Source organism: Jutongia sp. SJQ-6 (assembly GCF_054161275.1).
The window spans coordinates 117,500-135,801 of the sequence record NZ_CP195314.1 but is presented as its reverse complement, the minus strand read 5'-3'; the positions used below and the strand labels follow the sequence as shown (position 1 = coordinate 135,801).

Annotated in this window: 12 protein-coding genes and 1 tRNA gene; 4 read left to right on the top strand and 9 right to left on the bottom strand. The window is 44.0% G+C overall.

Features of this window, described 5'->3' with window-relative positions:
• Nucleotides 1–9 precede the first annotated feature (9 nt).
• The 4 genes from polA to ACSAJE_RS00595 form a co-directional block, all read right to left on the bottom strand.
• Nucleotides 10–2,874 (bottom strand): DNA polymerase I, encoded by a 2,865-nt coding sequence (polA, locus tag ACSAJE_RS00610; protein WP_458009434.1) that lies wholly within the window; start codon nt 2,872–2,874, stop codon nt 10–12.
• Nucleotides 2,875–2,890: 16 nt separating this feature from the next.
• Nucleotides 2,891–3,211 (bottom strand): zf-HC2 domain-containing protein, encoded by a 321-nt coding sequence (locus ACSAJE_RS00605; RefSeq protein WP_118691497.1) that lies wholly within the window; start codon nt 3,209–3,211, stop codon nt 2,891–2,893.
• A 224-nt stretch (nt 3,212–3,435) separates the two neighbouring features.
• Nucleotides 3,436–3,518, bottom strand: a tRNA-Leu gene (locus ACSAJE_RS00600).
• A gap of 31 nt (nt 3,519–3,549) precedes the next feature.
• A complete protein-coding gene (locus ACSAJE_RS00595) occupies nt 3,550–3,981 on the bottom strand; it encodes a GtrA family protein (RefSeq protein ID WP_118507176.1) in 432 nt (143 codons plus the stop codon).
• Nucleotides 3,982–4,779: 798 nt separating this feature from the next.
• Here ACSAJE_RS00595 and ACSAJE_RS00590 point away from each other — a divergent pair.
• Nucleotides 4,780–5,697, top strand: coding sequence for a glycosyltransferase family 2 protein (locus ACSAJE_RS00590; protein WP_458009433.1), 918 nt, complete (start codon nt 4,780–4,782; stop codon nt 5,695–5,697).
• Here ACSAJE_RS00590 and ACSAJE_RS00585 read toward each other — a convergent pair.
• From ACSAJE_RS00585 to galE, 4 genes are read right to left on the bottom strand one after another with little or no spacing between them, the layout of a single operon-like run.
• The gene (locus ACSAJE_RS00585) at nt 5,665–7,512 is read right to left on the bottom strand and encodes an O-antigen ligase family protein (RefSeq protein ID WP_458009432.1); all 1,848 of its coding nucleotides are present in this window, start codon (nt 7,510–7,512) and stop codon (nt 5,665–5,667) included. The two genes, ACSAJE_RS00590 and ACSAJE_RS00585, sit on opposite strands and share 33 nt — an antisense overlap.
• A complete protein-coding gene (locus ACSAJE_RS00580; RefSeq protein WP_118507173.1) occupies nt 7,509–8,906 on the bottom strand; it encodes an exopolysaccharide biosynthesis polyprenyl glycosylphosphotransferase in 1,398 nt (465 codons plus the stop codon). Before ACSAJE_RS00580 ends, ACSAJE_RS00585 begins: the two co-directional genes overlap by 4 nt.
• Nucleotides 8,907–8,946: 40 nt before the next feature.
• Entirely contained in the window at nt 8,947–9,618 is a 672-nt protein-coding gene (locus tag ACSAJE_RS00575; RefSeq protein ID WP_118691500.1) for a GntR family transcriptional regulator, read from the bottom strand.
• Nucleotides 9,619–9,651: 33 nt separating this feature from the next.
• Nucleotides 9,652–10,668 (bottom strand): UDP-glucose 4-epimerase GalE, encoded by a 1,017-nt coding sequence (gene galE, locus ACSAJE_RS00570; protein WP_022025668.1) that lies wholly within the window; start codon nt 10,666–10,668, stop codon nt 9,652–9,654.
• Nucleotides 10,669–10,867: 199 nt separating this feature from the next.
• On the opposite strand from galE, the gene ACSAJE_RS00565 reads away from it, so the two are divergent.
• From ACSAJE_RS00565 to ACSAJE_RS00555, 3 genes are read left to right on the top strand one after another with little or no spacing between them, the layout of a single operon-like run.
• A complete protein-coding gene (locus ACSAJE_RS00565; RefSeq protein ID WP_458009431.1) occupies nt 10,868–12,061 on the top strand; it encodes a CDP-glycerol glycerophosphotransferase family protein in 1,194 nt (397 codons plus the stop codon).
• The gene (locus ACSAJE_RS00560) at nt 12,048–15,101 is read left to right on the top strand and encodes a CDP-glycerol glycerophosphotransferase family protein (protein WP_458009430.1); all 3,054 of its coding nucleotides are present in this window, start codon (nt 12,048–12,050) and stop codon (nt 15,099–15,101) included. The genes ACSAJE_RS00565 and ACSAJE_RS00560 overlap by 14 nt, the downstream gene beginning before the upstream one ends.
• A gap of 16 nt (nt 15,102–15,117) precedes the next feature.
• The gene (locus tag ACSAJE_RS00555; protein ID WP_458009429.1) at nt 15,118–17,280 is read left to right on the top strand and encodes a hypothetical protein; all 2,163 of its coding nucleotides are present in this window, start codon (nt 15,118–15,120) and stop codon (nt 17,278–17,280) included.
• Here the strand turns inward: ACSAJE_RS00555 and ACSAJE_RS00550 are convergent.
• Nucleotides 17,235–17,996, bottom strand: coding sequence for an ABC transporter ATP-binding protein (locus ACSAJE_RS00550; RefSeq protein WP_458009428.1), 762 nt, complete (start codon nt 17,994–17,996; stop codon nt 17,235–17,237). The genes ACSAJE_RS00555 and ACSAJE_RS00550 overlap by 46 nt on opposite strands.
• Nucleotides 17,997–18,302 lie beyond the last annotated feature (306 nt).

Below are 18,302 nucleotides of genomic sequence, written 5' to 3'. Positions count from 1 at the left end.
TCCCGAATATCAATGTGCCTCGTACCAATTTTTTCCTTCTTCTACATCAATAGACAACGGCACCTGCAACTGTGCGGCAAGCGGCATCTCTTCTTCTAAGATCCTCTTCACCTGCTCCTTTTCCTCGATCTTCGTTTCTACCAGCAGTTCATCATGCACCTGCAGCACAATGCGGGATTCTAACTGTTCCTCCTGCAAACGCTCTGCAACACGGATCATCGCAATCTTAATAATATCTGCTGCCGTCCCCTGTATCGGCGAATTCATGGCAACGCGTTCCCCAAAAGAACGCTGCATGAAATTACTGGATTTAAGCTCCGGCACGGGTCTGCGTCTGCCAAACATTGTCTGTGCATATCCGGTATCCTTTGCTTTTGCGACCAATTCGTCCAAAAATGTCTTGATCGCCGGATAACTCTCAAAGTATTTATGAATGATCTCATCCGCCTCTTTGCGCGAGATGGAAAGATCCTGACTAAGACCAAACGCGCTGATACCATACACGATACCAAAGTTTACTGCCTTGGCATTACGGCGCTGCAGATCCGTCACCTCCTCAAACGGCGTATGAAACACTTTGGAGGCCGTAGCACGGTGAATATCCTGCCCCTGTCTATACGCCTCGATCAAATGCTCATCGCCCGACATATGCGCTAACACACGCAGTTCGATCTGTGAATAATCCGCATCCAAAAACAGGAATCCGGACTTTGGTTCAAAGACTTTACGAAGCTGTTTGCCGAGCTCCATACGGATCGGAATGTTCTGCAGGTTCGGATCTGTACTGCTGATACGGCCGGTTGCGGTGATCGTCTGGTTAAATTTGCCATGGATACGATGATCTGCCTCTATAAATACCGGCAATCCATCTGCATACGTAGACTTCAATTTACTGACCTGACGATACTCTAAAATCTTATCGATGATCGGATCTTCCGTACGAAGTTTTTCCAAAATATCTGCCGAAGTCGAATATCCGGTCTTGGTCTTTTTGGCAAACGGAAGCTTTAGCTTTTCAAATAGGATCACGCCAAGCTGCTTGGGTGAATTGATATTAAATTCTTCTCCGGCAAGATCGTAAATATCTGTCTCCAATGCCAAAACGCGGCGTTCCAACAGTTCAGACATTTCTTTCAAGACCTCTGCATTTGCCTGCACACCGAGTCGTTCCATTTCAAACAGATAGTATACCGTCGGCATTTCAATTTCTTCCATCAAGCCTAACATTCCCTCTGCCGCTAATTGCTTTTTCATCTCTGCCCACGCCATCAATGGAATGCAGGACAAATAGCCGAAATAGGATTTGAGGCGTTTTGCCGTCTCTTCCTCATCTATCCGCGCAAGCTGCGCAGCTAACGTCTCTTTGCCAAACAATTCCTGATAGGATGGCAATGTCATATGAAGATAATCACGCGCAATATCATCTGCCTGATACGTATCCTTCAGCGGATTTAACAAATACGCTCCGATACCCAGGTCGCGCAGACTGGCAAACGTTTTTTTGCGTTCCTGTTTCGTATCCAGCGCAAATCCATGCTGCTTTGCCGGCTCAATCCCATATGTCCGCACCTCCACCGGTTTCGTCAGGTGTAATGCATTTTTCCAATCTAATAATAAAATTTCAGAACCCTTTTTCTCAAGCCTATGATAGCCATCTAATATATCATTTCCAGTCACTTCTTCAGAAACGAGAATATAACCGGTATGACAATCTTCTCCCTCATAATAAGACAACGAAAAGCCAATGAAACCATATTCCTCGCCGTCTTCCTGTTCCATCCCGAGTTCTACGCTGTCTTCCGTAAAGACCAGGCTCATCTGTCCGCCGCCTTTTTTGCTCTGACGTTTGCGGGCCGCTCCGGCACCTATCCAAGGATCTCCTAAAAACGCCACGCCGACAGCCTCCGGTGCAAGGTTGCATACATGATCTACAGCAGCATTCCATTCTTTCTTCGTGGTCCATTGTGTAAACTGCTCAAAATCAGGCACAACACTTTGTACTGTCTCACTGTCAAAACGAGAAAATAATGATTTTAACTCCAAACGTTTGATCCACTCAAATGCCTCCGACGTAAAGAGATTTTCCAGTTTTGCGTCCTCCAATGTGACATCGATCTCACAATCTGTTTTGATCGTGGCAAGTTGCTTGCTTAGCTTGGCAAGTTCCGGATTTGCACGAAGCAATTCTCTTGCACGCTTTGGCTCAACTTCTTCCAAATGCTCATAGGCCGCTTCCACTGTTGGAAAAGCTGTCAGGATCTTGACAGCAGTTTTCTCTCCGATACCCGGTACGCCCGGAATATTATCTGCAGAATCTCCCATCAGACCTTTCATATCAATAATCTGCTCCGGCTTTAGTCCGTATTTATCGATCACGTCCTGCGTATGATAATTTTCAATCTCCGTTCCCCCCCGCTTCGTCTTTGGAATACGGATCATAATACGATCCGACGCAAGCTGCAGCAGGTCGCGATCTCCCGACACGAGCGACACATCCATATTATTGCTCTCCGCTCTGCGGGCCAAAGTTCCTAACAGATCATCTGCCTCATACCCTTTCTGCATCACGAGCGGAACATGCATAGCACGAAGCACATCCTGGATCACCGGCACCTGTTCTCTTAACTCGTCAGGCATCCCCTTTCTGGTGCCCTTATACTCCTGATACATTTCATGGCGAAACGTCGGATGTTTCACATCAAAAGCAACAATAAAATAATCCGGTTTCTCCTCCTCCAGGATCTTGAGCATAATATTCAAAAAACCATAAACGGCGTTCGTATGCATCCCTTCCGAATTGGTGAGATCCGGGAGTCCGTAAAACGCCCTGTTTAATATACTGTGTCCATCGATCAATACTAATTTTTCACGCATAAGCTTTCTCCATCATCTACAATTGCAAGATCATGCCAACGCACAACAACACAAAGCACAGGATCTTTGCAATAAATTTAATCTTATATTTATACAGGTAGTCCTCAGCAGACAGCAGTTTCTGCTCGGAATCCATTTTCAACGCACTCATATTATCGCTTTCCAAAAAACGCATTCCCATCAACAGCGTATAGTATACGTCATACTCTTCCTTGCAATCCGGACAATGCTCCATATGATACAAAAAAGCATCCAGATCCGATATGCTCAACTGATCATCAATAAAAGGGATGACATGCTTCTGCGTTTCCATACAGCTCCACATTTTTCTTTTCATACTGTTTGCCTCCCGCAGGTATTGAAAAGTTTATACTGCCTATCAGCAATTTTCTATTAGGATAAAAGACCCTTTGACACCTTAATCCTATTAAAAAAGCAAAGCCAGCGCTTTGCTTTGCAAGAATTGCTAAAGCAATTCTTGGTGGCATAACGCCACACTATAAGCAGTTTCCTATAAATTAACAAAAAAAGGAAGCCATCGGCTTCCTTTTCGTAAATATATGCATCAGGAGGGATTTGAACCCTCACGAGGTCACCCCCGACGGATTTTGAGTCCGTTGCGTCTGCCGTTCCGCCACTAATGCGTCTTGTGTTGTCACAACGATATAGATAATATCATGCTTTTTTGTATTCGTCAAGTGTTTTTTGTGAACTTTTCAAAAAAATCAGTTTGGTACTAAAATAGTTCACGATGGATAACGTCAAACAAACCACAACCTTTGCCTGCAATCCTTTTACGCCAAGCAATGCACCATCTATTCCCATCTGGTACAACTGCGGCTGCAAAAAGATCTCTAACAAACCTGTCACGCCTCTCGCTGTTGCAAATGCACAAAATTCACGCAATACACGTCTCATTCCCCAAGATCTGCTCTCAAATACGTATATTTTGTTGGTTACATACGCAAATATAAGCGTCATTGCAAAGGAACCCGCATTCGCTAATTCCATTGGCAAAAATGTAACCAGTAAAGAATATATCCCCCAATTAAATACTGTAGCACTGACCCCCATCACTACATACATCAGCGATTCTTTATGCTGCATAATTACCTCATTTCTAACATTTAATCGTTACACAACTTTTCCTATTATACAGAATTCACAAAAAAATGCAATCTTTTTCGACAAAAATCATTGCCTCAAACTTGCCATACCCCAAATCCTCCACAACAACATATTGCTTATTATGTCAGCAATAAATAAACTATTTTGCAGCCGATAAACTAACTTATTCTGCCGTCAGAGAACTAAGATAATTGCCGCAAAACGCAGAGTTTTTGCGTGATTTCTTATTTTGTTAAGTCTCTGATGAATACATGCCTGAAGGAATGTCTGAGATGTCCCGGTCTAGCAAGGTATCATCGATTTTTGGACGGGACGCTTTCGCTACGATGCGCTACGCCACGTTACTTAATGTCTCTGAAATACGAGACATAAGTAACGGCGAGCGCAAAGTCCCTTTCAAAAATGATGAATACCTTGCTTCCGGGACTTCGAGTTTCCGAAAGGCATGTAAATCAATCATCAGAGACAACAAAATCTAGAAATCACGAAAAACGAAAATGCGACAAGGCAATTACTATAGTTTTCTGATGGCAGAAATCGCTCTTTGGTGGCTGCAAAATGCTATATAGTCGTTGACATAATAAGCAATATGTGGTTATGCAACAACTTCCGGCATGGGAAGTTTGAGGCTTTAATTTCCATGCCTTTCCATGCTAAGATTTGACGGAAGCGCCATCATTTGTTACATTATTCTTGCATAATTTTAACAGTGTATATCCGCCTTTGATGCCTGCCAAAATGCGTCAGACCGGAGTATACAGAAATGGAGATGAACATATGATTGCAATTATAATGGCAGTGTATAATGGCGAAACCTATCTGAATGAACAGATTGATTCGCTGCTTTCCAATACAGAAAAGGATTTTGTTCTGCACATCTTTGATGACGGCTCTACAGACCGTTCTGCGGCCGTGATCCAATCCTACACAGATAAGTATCCGTCAAAGATCTTTTATCACCGCAATGTAACGAATCAGGGCGTGATCCATAACTTCTTGAACGGATGCCTGCAAGTGGATGCAGATTATTATATGTTCTGCGATCAGGATGATGTCTGGCTTCCGGAAAAGATTGCTCATTCTGTCGAAGCCGTAAAGCTGGCGGAAGCACAGTCCCCAAATGTTCCGATTGCTCTGTTTGGTGATGCTCGTGTTGTCGATGATTCCCTGCAGCAGTTGCATCCATCTTTCCAACAGATGAGCGGTTACCACACAGATGCTTTAGATGTGGCTCATTTATTGATGGAAAATAAACTGATCGGCTGTACAATGTTATTTAACCGCGCGCTGCGCGATAAGCTAACCGATACGGTACCGGACGGCCTTCGTATGCATGACTGGTGGATCGCATTGATCGCCTCGGCATTTGGACGCATTATTTATCTGGATGAACCGTTATTATTATACCGCCAGCATACCGGCAATGTTGTCGGCGGCAGTTCCCGGTCGTATTATATCACAAACCGTGTAAAGCATCTGACGGCACAGCGACAAGTACTCTATGACACTTGTAAGCAGGCAGAAGTCTTTTTGACGATCTATAACGATCAGCTGACGGAGACGCAAAAACGCCTCGTATCCCTCTTTGCCGGTCTTCCATCCGCAAATTGGTTTACAAGACGTTATTTGATCTTACGTTATCATTTTCTTAAAAGTGGTCTGCTACGCAACCTCGGTGTCCTGCTGATCATTTAGTGTGTGATTAACGGCCACTCCCATGCCAAGAAGCACAAAAAAGATCGGGGCTACTGCGATACAGGAATCGTTGGATAATCCCATGATCAGGTAACCGATCACACTGACAAGAAGTGCAGCACCTATTTTCGGCAGATATCCACGCATCGAAGCATTCCAAAACAGACGGATCGAGGATACCACATACCATAACACAAAGGTCAAAAAAGCGATCAGAGATGGGATCCCTGTCTGAGCCGCAATCTGCAAATACAGGCAGTGCGGTTTACTGATCATTTCACCGCTGTGTCCGGAATTATACAGACCGACCAGGTCATCGTTTGGAAACGCGATCAAAAAAGTGTCCGGTCCCGTTCCTAAGAGCGGATGTGCTTTCAGCAGATTCCAGGTTTTCGCCCAAATATATCCACGATTATTCGCTAACGAGTAATGTTTTTCCAAATAAGAGAATCCCTCTTTCGCTTTCTTCATACGAAACAAAGCATTTCCCCCCGCCACAACATAATATCGGTTATCATTTTTAACCAATTCATTTGTAAAGATCCACTTTTTTTGTTCATTCTGTTCTTTGCCATCTACCACCGTTTTACGCGAAGTCACGACGTAAAATCCATGAAACGACTCTTTGGATATCGTTCCGACACGCACAGGAAAACGGGGATCATCTACTTGCCGTTCCTGAGAGTCATCTGCCGGGCCGGCAGTGACTTTCGTTCCCTTTTCATCGGTAAGCAAAACTCCGACATCTGCTTCTTTTCCCTCCAAAGCCATATGTAACTCATGTCCATTCATCGTAAAAATCACATCGCGATCCGTCTCGACCGCTGTTAGTGCGTACTTTTCCTGCTCTGCCTGAAACATCCCCTGCATACGTGTGATCAACACATTGTGGTTATAAGCATTAACTCCCGCAAAGGCAGCCACACCCAGAGCGATCACACCGGCAGCGATATACCAACGCCGAAACAGATATTTGCGCAAAAGCAGTGCAAGCAAAATCCCACCTGCTGCCAGTGCAATAATTCCCGCACGAGACTGCGATGCAAAAACGCACAAGAACAGTCCTGCAATGAGAATGGCATATCCCATCTTATGCCACCATTTTCGTGCAACGACAAGCAGTGCGATCAGCAAAGGGATCGTCAATACACCATAAAAACCTACATAATTCGGATTGTACAGCGTCATATAGGTCCGTCCTTTACCAAACTTAAGCGACACATGACCGATCAGATCGGAATTGGTGATAAACAACTTTTGAAATGTCCTACACGCAACCGGATCCACGCCGAATGCCTGACACACTCCAAACGCTGTCAAAACAACAATACCGGCCACAAACCACGGAAGCAGCCTTTTGACTGCACGCTCCTCCTGCAAATGAACATACGCATATATTGTCAACAGTACATAGCCTAACAACATCCAAACTGATTCATATTGTTCATAAATCCCCCGAAATGATCTTGCCCGGTCCACCGACAAGCAGGCTGCCACAAGGCAAAGACCGCCATAGACCAGGAGCGCCATAAACGCTTTATGTAATGATATCTTTTTTTCTTCGCTAAAAACCATATAAAACGTCAGAAACAACATAACACCAAAGGTCACGTAAAGCCAAATTGCTTTCACATACAAAAAGAAATCGATCGTTGTCTGCGAACCGGTATACCAGTTATATTTTGTCAGACCGGTATTCACATCACATTCATATAATAATGCCGGAATGACCGCTAATACTGCGATCAAGGGAATCAAATACAACATCGGATATTTCTGCTGTGTAACCTTTTGGTTTGATCTCTTTGCACTCATCTGCCTGTTCCTCCTTTGTCCGGTGTCCTTCCACTCTGTGTCCCGGGATCCGGCTGTTCTCCCGGAACCCCCTCAGCAGCAGATGGTTTCAATACTGTTTTCAATGTCATAAGGATCAGCTTGATATCCTGCCACAGAGAATAATTTTCAATATAAAACAGATCCAATTTCAACTTATCATATGGCGATGTATTATACTTGCCATACACCTGTGCGTATCCCGTCAGTCCTGCTTTTACGCGGGTTCGAAAGCGAAATTCCGGCATATCACGCTCATACGCCTGTATCATCTCCGGCCGTTCCGGTCTTGGACCCACAAAGGACATATCCCCCTTCAAAATATTAAACAACTGCGGAAGTTCATCGAGTCTGCTTGCCCGTAAGAAACGACCCACCACCGTAACACGGTCATCATGCCTGGATGCAAGTACCGGTCCTTCACTGCTCTCTGCATCCACCACCATACTTCGAAACTTAATGATCGTAAACAACTGATCATCTTTGGTACAACGCACTTGTCGATAAAAGACCGGCCCGCCATCGCAAAGCTTCACAGCTGCACTAACGAGCACCAGGATTGGTGAGGTCACAACCAACAGTACAAACGACAATACCAGATCTAACAGTCTCTTAAGCAGTCTTTCGTCAAAACTTAACGCATATCCCCGCGACAACAAGAACGGTGTATCAAAGACATGGATCCTCTCTGCCCCCATCAGGATCAGATCGGATAATTTAGGTACAACGTACGCTCTTTTTTCGCACATATAACAGTATTTTAGCAGATCATTACGGCACTCTGCCGTAATATCGCCTATGATAACAGCGTGGAAGTCCTGCATTTTCTGCTTGATCGCTTCCATCCCCTCCGCAATATTGATCGAATCATAAATAGCATATTTATCCCGTCTCGTCTCGACCTTATAGATCAGATCCTTAGCGGAACGTTCACCATAAATCAGCAGTAATTTCCAGGGTTGAAAAATCGAATTGTAAAAATAGATCACCAACGAGTTCCAAAGTGTTGTCACCACCATCTCTGCTGCCATGATCAGGCACAAAACGAACGGATTTACAAAACCAAACGCTAACAGTGATATAATAAAATAAAACAAGATATTCGTTAGCAATAAACTCAAAAATTGGGACAATAATACCTCGATTCGGCGATACTGCCCAATCTTTAAGCTGCCATACATATTAGAAAAGAATAACAGCATCATACCATAGAGGGCGATCACCACGTAATGTCCTCTACGGTAAAATGTAATCACATACATCGTACCTGCATAATAACGATACCAGCCTGCAGCAAATAAGAGGCAGAGCAATAAAATATTTATGAATGAGGCTATAAACAAGATCAGCCTTTTATATGGATCGTACTTCTTCATAAACTCCTTCCTTTTTGTCCTGCTTCGTATTTGTTGCTCATCAGCTGTGCTTTTTCATTAGTTTATCAAGTCCCTGATGCTTAATATTGGCTAAGGAGCGGAAAATATGCTCATTGGCAAGACGTTCTGCCGTCTCCTCATCCTTTTTCTTGAGTGCTTCTAAAATAGCTCCATGCTCCTCGCCTGCCTTAGAGGCACGCTCTCTGGACGACAGCGTATTCTTACGGACTCGCTCTACGTAATGGTGATAATCCGTCAAAATATGTTCTAATACCTTACTGCCGCATGCCTGATATAGTAGCAGATGAAAACGGTTATCTAATTCAAAGATCTGATCCCAATGCTCTTTCTCAATATGGAACTTGCTTAAATAAACAATCTCCTCTAACTCTTCCAACTGCTCTAACGTAATATGCTCACAAGCCCATTTGGCACAAAGTCCCTCCAAGTAAGAGCGCATCACATAAATGTCATAAATATCTTTCGCTGTAATACCTTTGACATAAGCCCCCTTATTCGGAATGATTGAAACCAGGCCCTCTAACTCCAATTGACGAAGCGCCTCTCGTACCGGTGTTCTGGAAACACCCAACTCTTTACTGATCGCCGCTTCTTTCAGTTCACAGTTCTCTTCATAATTCCCTGCAAGAATGTCCTCCCTCAATTTATTAAACACTCTTCCACGCAAAGAATATTGATCATTGTCGTTCATAATTTCTCCATTTCTGTCCACACGGATTGGATTTTATTTATCATAACCGTTTGGATTATTTGACTGCCATCTCCAGGAGTCCGCACACATCTCCTCGATGCCGTTCTCCGCTTTCCAGCCAAGCTCTTTAGCTGCCTTTGACGGATCACAATAACAGGTCGCGATATCACCTGCTCTTCTCGGCTCGATCGTATATGGGATCTTAACGCCGGTCGCTTTTTCAAAATTGTGCACAATATCTAATACACTGTATCCGACACCGGTTCCCAAATTATAAATCTTAAGACCGCAATCTTCTTGGATCTTATCGATTGCTTTAACATGACCCTTGGCAAGATCTACAACATGGATATAATCACGAACTCCCGTTCCGTCCGGTGTATCATAATCGTTGCCGAAAACACCAAGTTTCTCTCTCTTGCCTGCTGCCACCTGTGTAATATAAGGCATCAAATTGTTCGGGATGCCATTTGGATTCTCTCCCATTTTACCACTCTTATGTGCTCCGATCGGATTGAAATAACGGAGCAGGATAATGTTCCAGTCATTATCCGCACGATACAGATCCATAAATATCTGCTCTAACATCGATTTCGTCCAGCCATAAGGATTGGTACACTGTCCCTTCGGACACTCCTCTGTGATCGGCACAAACGCCGGATCACCATATACGGTTGCCGAAGAAGAAAAGATCATATTTTTCATATTATATTTACGCATCACTAATAGCAGATTTAACGTTCCGGCAATGTTATTCTGATAATACTCTAACGGTTTCTCTACGGATTCTCCCACTGCTTTAAGGCCGGCAAAATGAATGCATACATCCGGTTTATCTTCCTCAAAGATCTTCTCTAACAACGGAGCATCTGCAATATCTCCCTTATAGAACTTAACCGGTTTGCCGGTAATCTCTCGAACACGGTTTAATGCCTCTTCACTGGCATTATACAAGTTGTCAAGAACGATCACCTGGTGTCCTGCCTCCAAAAGTTCCACACACGTATGACTTCCAATGTAGCCTGCTCCACCTGTCACTAATACGTTCATGTTGTCCTCCATTCTGCATGCCAAAACAGCAGATTCACGGAATCTGCCATATGCCTGCTGCTATTATGCAAATCTTTCAAAGAACAGTATACTGCATTTCATCATTTTTGAAAAGGGAACAATTTCGTTTTGCTTTTCCATATCTGGTATGATACACTTTAAATACATTATTAAGGAAAAAGGGGTACGAACAAACGGTATGCTGTTAAAGATAAAAATGTGGATTGCACGAATGTGTCAATATATTCTATATTTTACGGTTCCCCTAAAAAAGAACCGTATCATGCTCTATGCACACCACCGCAGTGGTTATGTCTGTAACCCCGGTGCGTTATTGCGCTATTTGGAAGCAAATCATCCCGGCCAGTGGGATCTCATCTGGGTTACCGAATATCCGGAGAACCTTCCACAACTTCCCGGCGTTCGTATATGCGGAAGACGAAGTTTCCAATATTTTCGAACTTTTATCCGAACAAAGATCTTTATTACCAACGATATGGTCGATGAAAATCTGATCAAAAAGCCCGGTCAGATCTTTATAAGCACATGGCACGGCGGCGGTGCCTACAAAAAGGTAGGCATAAGTACCTGTGCGGAAAGTAAAGAAATGGCACGACATTTTCGTAAATGGTATGGCAGACTGGATCATTTTGTCTCCTCCTGCCGTAAATGCACGACGAATTATACCGAAGCGTTCCATCTGCCTGCGGCTTGTTTTTTGGAGATCGGCAGTCCGCGCAATGATATTTTTTGGCAGGACCCGGATATGGCACTACGACAGGTTTATGAATTTCATCATCTTGACCCTGACACGCAGATCCTGCTATATGCGCCCAGTTTTGCAGCAAATCTGCCGGACAGAGACGATCTGGTTTCATTAACGGCAAATATCACCGCTTGGAAGCAGGTCCTATCTGATCTTACGAATACAACCGGCAAGCGATGGGTACTTATGTACCGTACACACCATTTTGCTCCGGCCTCTTGCGATACAACAAATGAACTTTTTATCGACGGCAACCGTTACGACGATATACAGCCGTTGCTCCTTGCAGCTGCAATGTTAGTTACCGATTATTCGTCCTGTATGTGGGACTATGCGCTGACCGACCGTCCGATTTTTGTTTTACAGGATATTATTAAAGCTTATGAGCAGTCGGATCGTGGATTTTTCGTTTCGCCGCAAAACTGGCCCTACACGAAGATCCGCTCTTTACAGGAGATCCCGGCTAAATATGCTGTTTGGGACAACAAAGACAACTATCACAAACATTTTGAGCAGATGGGCTCCTTTGAAACAGGACACGCCTGCGAACGACTGACGGATGTGATACTAACACATACGATGACACCAAGGAAAAACTCTGGAGGGAAACACCATGACAAGAAATAAACACATATGGATCTTTAATGCCGGAAACAGCTACAGCGGCAATCCAAAATGGCTGTTTGAATATATCCGCAGACATCACCCGGACATTCGCACTGTATGGATGTGCTACCACAAAGATGTCAGGAACTATGTGAAACGGCTCGGCTATGAGGCCTGCCTTTTTGATTCCACCGCCGGCAAAACTATTATGAAGGAAGCCGGAGTTTATGTCGTCGAAATGTGTAAAGAAGTTTTTCAGCCGGAATTAGAGGGGATCACGATACTCAATTTGTGGCATGGTGTTGGCTGCAAAAGTATTGAACGAAAAGTAACCGGCGGCTTTCTACAGGAACGCATTGCCAAAAAATATATCCGCAACAACCGCATCTACAAAAATGCGCAGCTCTTCTTAGTGACCTCGGAATTGATGGAGAAACACTTTATGGAACAATGCGGCATTGATGAAGAATTGTTGATCCGCGCCGGCTATCCACGCTGTACCGTAACCGATCCGGTCTGCACTTATCAACACGATATACGTGCCATAAAAGGGCTTTCTGACGATGCACGTATCGTAGTTTATGCACCGACCTACAGAGATTACGCCAAAGAAAACTTTATCAAAGCTGCGATTCCGGATATGGGCAGACTAACGCAGGTTTTACAGGAAGAAAATATATTACTGGTTCTCAAAATGCATCCTTTAGTAGAAAAAGATACTGAATATCTACAGGTAAAAGTACAGTATGAACATTGCCCAAACCTGTTATTTTGGGATAATGCCAACGATATTTATGAAATTTTTGAGGATGTCGATGCGGCGATCATCGACTATTCTTCCATGTTTTATGACTTTATGGCACGCGGCGTCCGAAAGTTTATCCGCTATCTAAACGGTGATGAAGAAGATCTCCGCGACTTTGTATTTGACGTCAAAGAAATGACCTGTGGCGAGATCGCAACGAACTTTGAACAGTTGCTGCAGGCATTGCAAACATTAACGGAATCACCGGCCGAAGAACTCGACCGCTTAAACCACTTATTTTGGTCGTATTCCAACGAAAATGCCTGCGAGATCATTATAGAACGCGCACTTCAATTTACTCCTTTGATGCGCCAGCTCCCAACGCTGTACAGCTTTGATATATTTGACACACTCATCTCGCGCAAGTGCCTCTATCCAACGACGATTTTTAGTTATGTGCAAAGCAAAATGTGCACCGGCACGATGGACTTCCCGTCATATCTGCTGACAAATTATTCTGCCGTCAGACAGCAGTGCGAGCAGAATGTGCGTGAATACTACAAAAAGTCTGTATTGCTGCGCAACGATGATCATTTTGAGATTCAGTTTAAAGAAATCTTTGACCACATGGCAGCACTGTATGGTCTTGACGATATGCAGAAAGATCAGTTAATGCAATGGGAGATTGAAGGAGAACTTGAAGCCGGTATTCCGCTTGTGCCACAGATTTCCTTACTCAAAAAATATATTGCAGAGGGAAACGACATTGTTCTGATCAGTGATATGTATCTGCCTAAGGAAGTGATCGTAAAGCTGCTTCAGAAAGCAGATCCACTATTAGCAACGCTTCCTTTGTATGTATCCAGTGAAGTCGGACATCAAAAGACAACCCGCAAACTGTTTTTGCACGTATATTCAGATCTTGACTACTGCTACGAAAAGTGGATCCATATCGGCGATAACCGATTTGCTGATCAGGTACAGCCGGAAATGCTCGGCATACAGACTGCACCGATACCGGTTCCGGAATGGACGCTGTATGAAAAACGTCTGGCAGATTACAGCAGCCACTATGAGTTTCGCTGTGTTGCTAAGCAGATACAATCTTTCCGCCTTATGCATCCCGCCCCGGAAGAGCAGTTTGCCTATTGCTATGCGGCACTCTATCTCGTCCCTTACGTAGTGCATGCCGTATCGCATGCCGTCAAGCAGGGTTACCGGACACTGTATTTCATTTCCCGTGACGGACATTATCTAAAACAGATTGCAGATGAAGTGATCGCCTCCAAGGGATATTCCATCCGCACCAAATATATTTACGGATCCAGAAAAGCTTGGCGGATCCCATCCTTTATTGATCATGTTGACGAAGAATTTTTTAGCGAATACGGCAGTCTGATGGGGATCCAGTCCTTTACCGGGCTGTTATCAGCTCTATGTCTTACAGAGGCGGATTTCGACCGTTTCTTCCCGGAGCTTGGCTATGTAAAACATGCAAAACGATACTCCGTCAAATTTATGCAGGAAATATGTGGCATACTGAAAAACAGCTCCGCTTATCGAGACTATTTACTTCAAATAGCTGCTCAAAAAAGAAGCGCTGTGATTGCTTATTTACAACAAGAGATTACTTTTAAGGAATCCTTTGCTTTTATCGAATACTGGGGCCGTGGCTATACACAGGACTGTCTGACCAGACTTCTTAGTGAAGCAGCCGGATATACCATTGATACGCCGATGTATTACGTCCGCTCTATTTACCCGACGGTAGGACATTCCATTCGATACAACTATTCTTCCAATATGCATTCTCTTGTTTTTGTGGAGAGCATTTTTGCGAATGTTCCCTACGAAACAGTACAACGCTATGAACGTGCAGAGAATGTCTGGAAACCGGTACTTACACCGAACAATAACAATGTCAGACTGCATGCGGCACTCGAAACATATCTGCCGACATTTTGCCATGACTTTTTGTCCTTACAATTACAAGACGAGGAAACCGTTGGCAGACTGTTATACAATTTCGGACTTGCTTACTTTAGCCCGGATACGACAGATCCCATCTTGCTGAACGTCTTCTCGAACCTAAAGGACTCTGTCGCGCTTGGCGAAAAAAGCGAAGAATATGCTCCGCCGATCACTTGCAAAACGATCATAAACTGGATGCGTGGAAACTCTTTTCATACAAAAGACCTCGAGATTTCCATGAAAAAATCCTCACTGCCTTTCCGTGCCATCTACCGCGGGTACGCCTGGTACTGTAAAGATGTCCGCGATAGGATCCGTCGCAGACAGGGCAAAAAAATTTATTAAAGAATGGACGGTTATTATGAAACATATCGACTATTATTTTTCACGTGCTGTAAGCCTTCTATTTCTTGGTTTACTCACGATCCTCTGCTACTGTGCAGGCATGACCTTAAACAGTCACGCCACACAGTTTTACAAACTATTTGACCATCCGCAGATTTTCGTGTGGGTGATCGCTTTCGTTGTGATGATCGGCAGCATCACATGGTACCGACTGACAAATCACTCTGTCCGCAGCAAATATCCTACGACCATCCTGCTCGTCGCATTACTTTTTACCTTGCAGATGATCGTATTATTTGCATTACATCCGGTGCAGATCACGGATGCCTATATTATTCGCGATCAGGCAGCCGCCATTGCGAATGGCACCGACCAACAGATCAACTATAATACGCAAACACACTACTTTATTGATTATGGAAACAACTATTTCTTTCTGACTTTGTGTGTAGTCTTTTACAAATTACTGAACCTACTATCGATATCTGATGACATACTCGCTTTCGGCATATTGAATGTATTGTTCATTGATGTATCTATCTGGTTTGGGTACCGTTTCATCAACTGCTGCCGCAAAGATCTTACATCCACGTATTTACTGCTGTGCGTACTTAACCCATTAAACTATCTGTTTATACACTGGAGTTACACTTGTACCTGGTCACTGCCATTTATGACAGGGATCCTATATCTCTATGCAAGATCACGCCACACACATCAACCGGTGTACCGATGGCTCTGCCGGCTGGCTATCGGAATATGCAGTATTATTGGTCTTTACCTGCGCCCAACCATTCTGATCCCGACGATTGCCCTTCTGTTGATCCTGAGCATTCGGAGGCTCTTTCAGCACAAACATCAGGTGCAGTCAAACCAACATCCATTATATTGCAAAGTGATCTCCGGAATATGTCTCTGTGCTCTTTTGGTCCTGTGTTTCTGTGGCATCCGTTACACCGCACACTACTATGCCCCGGAACGTTCCGGCAACTTTCCTGCCACCCATTGGCTCATGATGGGATTGTCAGCCGATGGAACCTTTCAGCTCGAAGACGAACAGTATACGCAAAGTTTTCAGACGAAGTCCCAAAAAGTGCACGCCAATCTTGGCAAGATCAAAGAACGGTTAATGGACTATGGCATTTCCGGACTTACCAGACACACCCTGCGCAAACTTGCTGTGACATGGGGCGACGGTTCTGCCCGCTATTTTCTGCGCACCGGCGAAAATGATCGAGTCCAGCCATTAACACTGCTTGACAGCGAACAGACAGATTTCATGATCGTATACTGTCAGGCCTTTCGCCTTGCAACAATGCTGCTTGCTGCGGTCTCTCTATTGTCCAAACACGGCAAACGATTAGAGGATCCACTATTTCCTGTGGTTCTTACTGTATTTGGCGGCATCGTATTCTATCTTCTCTGGGAAGCAAAGGCAGAATACAGCATTCCTTTTATCCCGATCCTGCTATGTTTGTCAGCGGATGGCGCGCAAACCGCCCAGTCGTTCCTACACAGGGCAATACCTGCCAAACGCATACGACATACAATGCTTATATGCCTGTCTGTCACGATTTTCCTTACGTTATGTGCCTTTTCCTCCTTTACCGTACAGCCCGTCACACAAAAAAAATACTCTGTAGATGTTCATACAGAGAATTTTTCACGGTTTATAAATATGGAGCAAACAAACATTTCAACAATCTCACAGACATTTTATGCACGTCATGCGTTTAACACACTGAAGATCCGTGCTAAGGCAAATGGTACAGATTCAAACTATGCCCTGACTTTGCTGCAAAACGGCCAAACGTTATATCAAACTAAGCTGGATCACACAGCCATAGCCGATAATTATATTACGCTTTCTATTCCCGTGCAGAAGCCAAAGAAAAACACACGTTATGAGCTAAAGATTTCTGCATCAGATGCCTCCAAGGGGGATGGGATCCTCTTCGGATACCGGCTGTCAAAAACGCTTGGCAACTATCCCGGCTCATTGCACCTTGACGCCGGAAATGTTCCCTATGATCTGTTTTTGCAGGTTTACCAAGAGCAGCAAGTACCTTATATGTCGATCAGCAGCTATCTGATGTTTGCCGGTCTCTGGTGTAGCATGATATTGCTGATCTTCTATTGCTGGAGAGAGGAAGCTTTCACGGTTTGTGATGCCATATAGGCGTTGCAGACCGTATTGACATCTCCTGTCTGCATGATCGTTCCTTTATTAATCCAAACCGCGTGATCGCATAATTTCTTAACCTGATCGATCGAATGGGATACAAAGACCAGTGTTGTTCCGCCGTCTAACATCTCTGACATTCTCTTCAAGCACTTTTGCTGGAAAGCATAATCCCCCACAGCAAGTACCTCATCCACGATCAAAATATCCGGGTCTACGACCGTTGCCACCGCAAAACCAAGTCTTGCACGCATTCCGGAAGAAAAATTTTTGATCGGCGCATCAAGAAAATTCTCTAACTCCGCAAATTCCACGATCTCATCGAAATGCTGTCTCATATATTCCATTGAATGTCCTAATATTGTTCCATTCAGGAAAATATTCTCACGAGCGGTCAGATTCGGGTCAAACCCGGCTCCCAATTCCAAAAGCGGGGAAATATTCCCGTTACGGATAATTTCTCCTTTATACGGCTTTAACACTCCACAGATTGCCTTCAAAAGAGTCGACTTCCCCGATCCATTGGAACCGACCAACCCCCATGCTTCTCCTTTATGCACCTGAAAAGACGCATCTTTTACCGCCAAAAATTCCTGAAATAATAACTCTCTCTTGACCAATTTGACAAAATACTCTTTCAAATTGTCAATCTTTTCCGATGCCATATTAAAACGTATCGTAACGTTTTTCACATCAATCACTACATCACTCATAACCTATCCCCTTTTTATCCGACGTTTTATACACAACCTTCGCACACCCAATCGGTCGTATGTCCACATATTACTTACTCAAACTTCCCATACCTCAAATCCTTCACAACCACATATTGCTTATTATGTCAAAGAATACTAAGAATTTTGCAGCCACAACATCGTGGTTTCTGCCGACAGAGAACTATAGTAATTGCCTTGCCGCATTTACGTTTTTGGTGATTTCTAGATTTTGTCGTCTCTGATGACTGATTTGCATGCCCTTCGGAAACTCAAAGTCCCGGAAGCAAGGTAATCATCATTTTT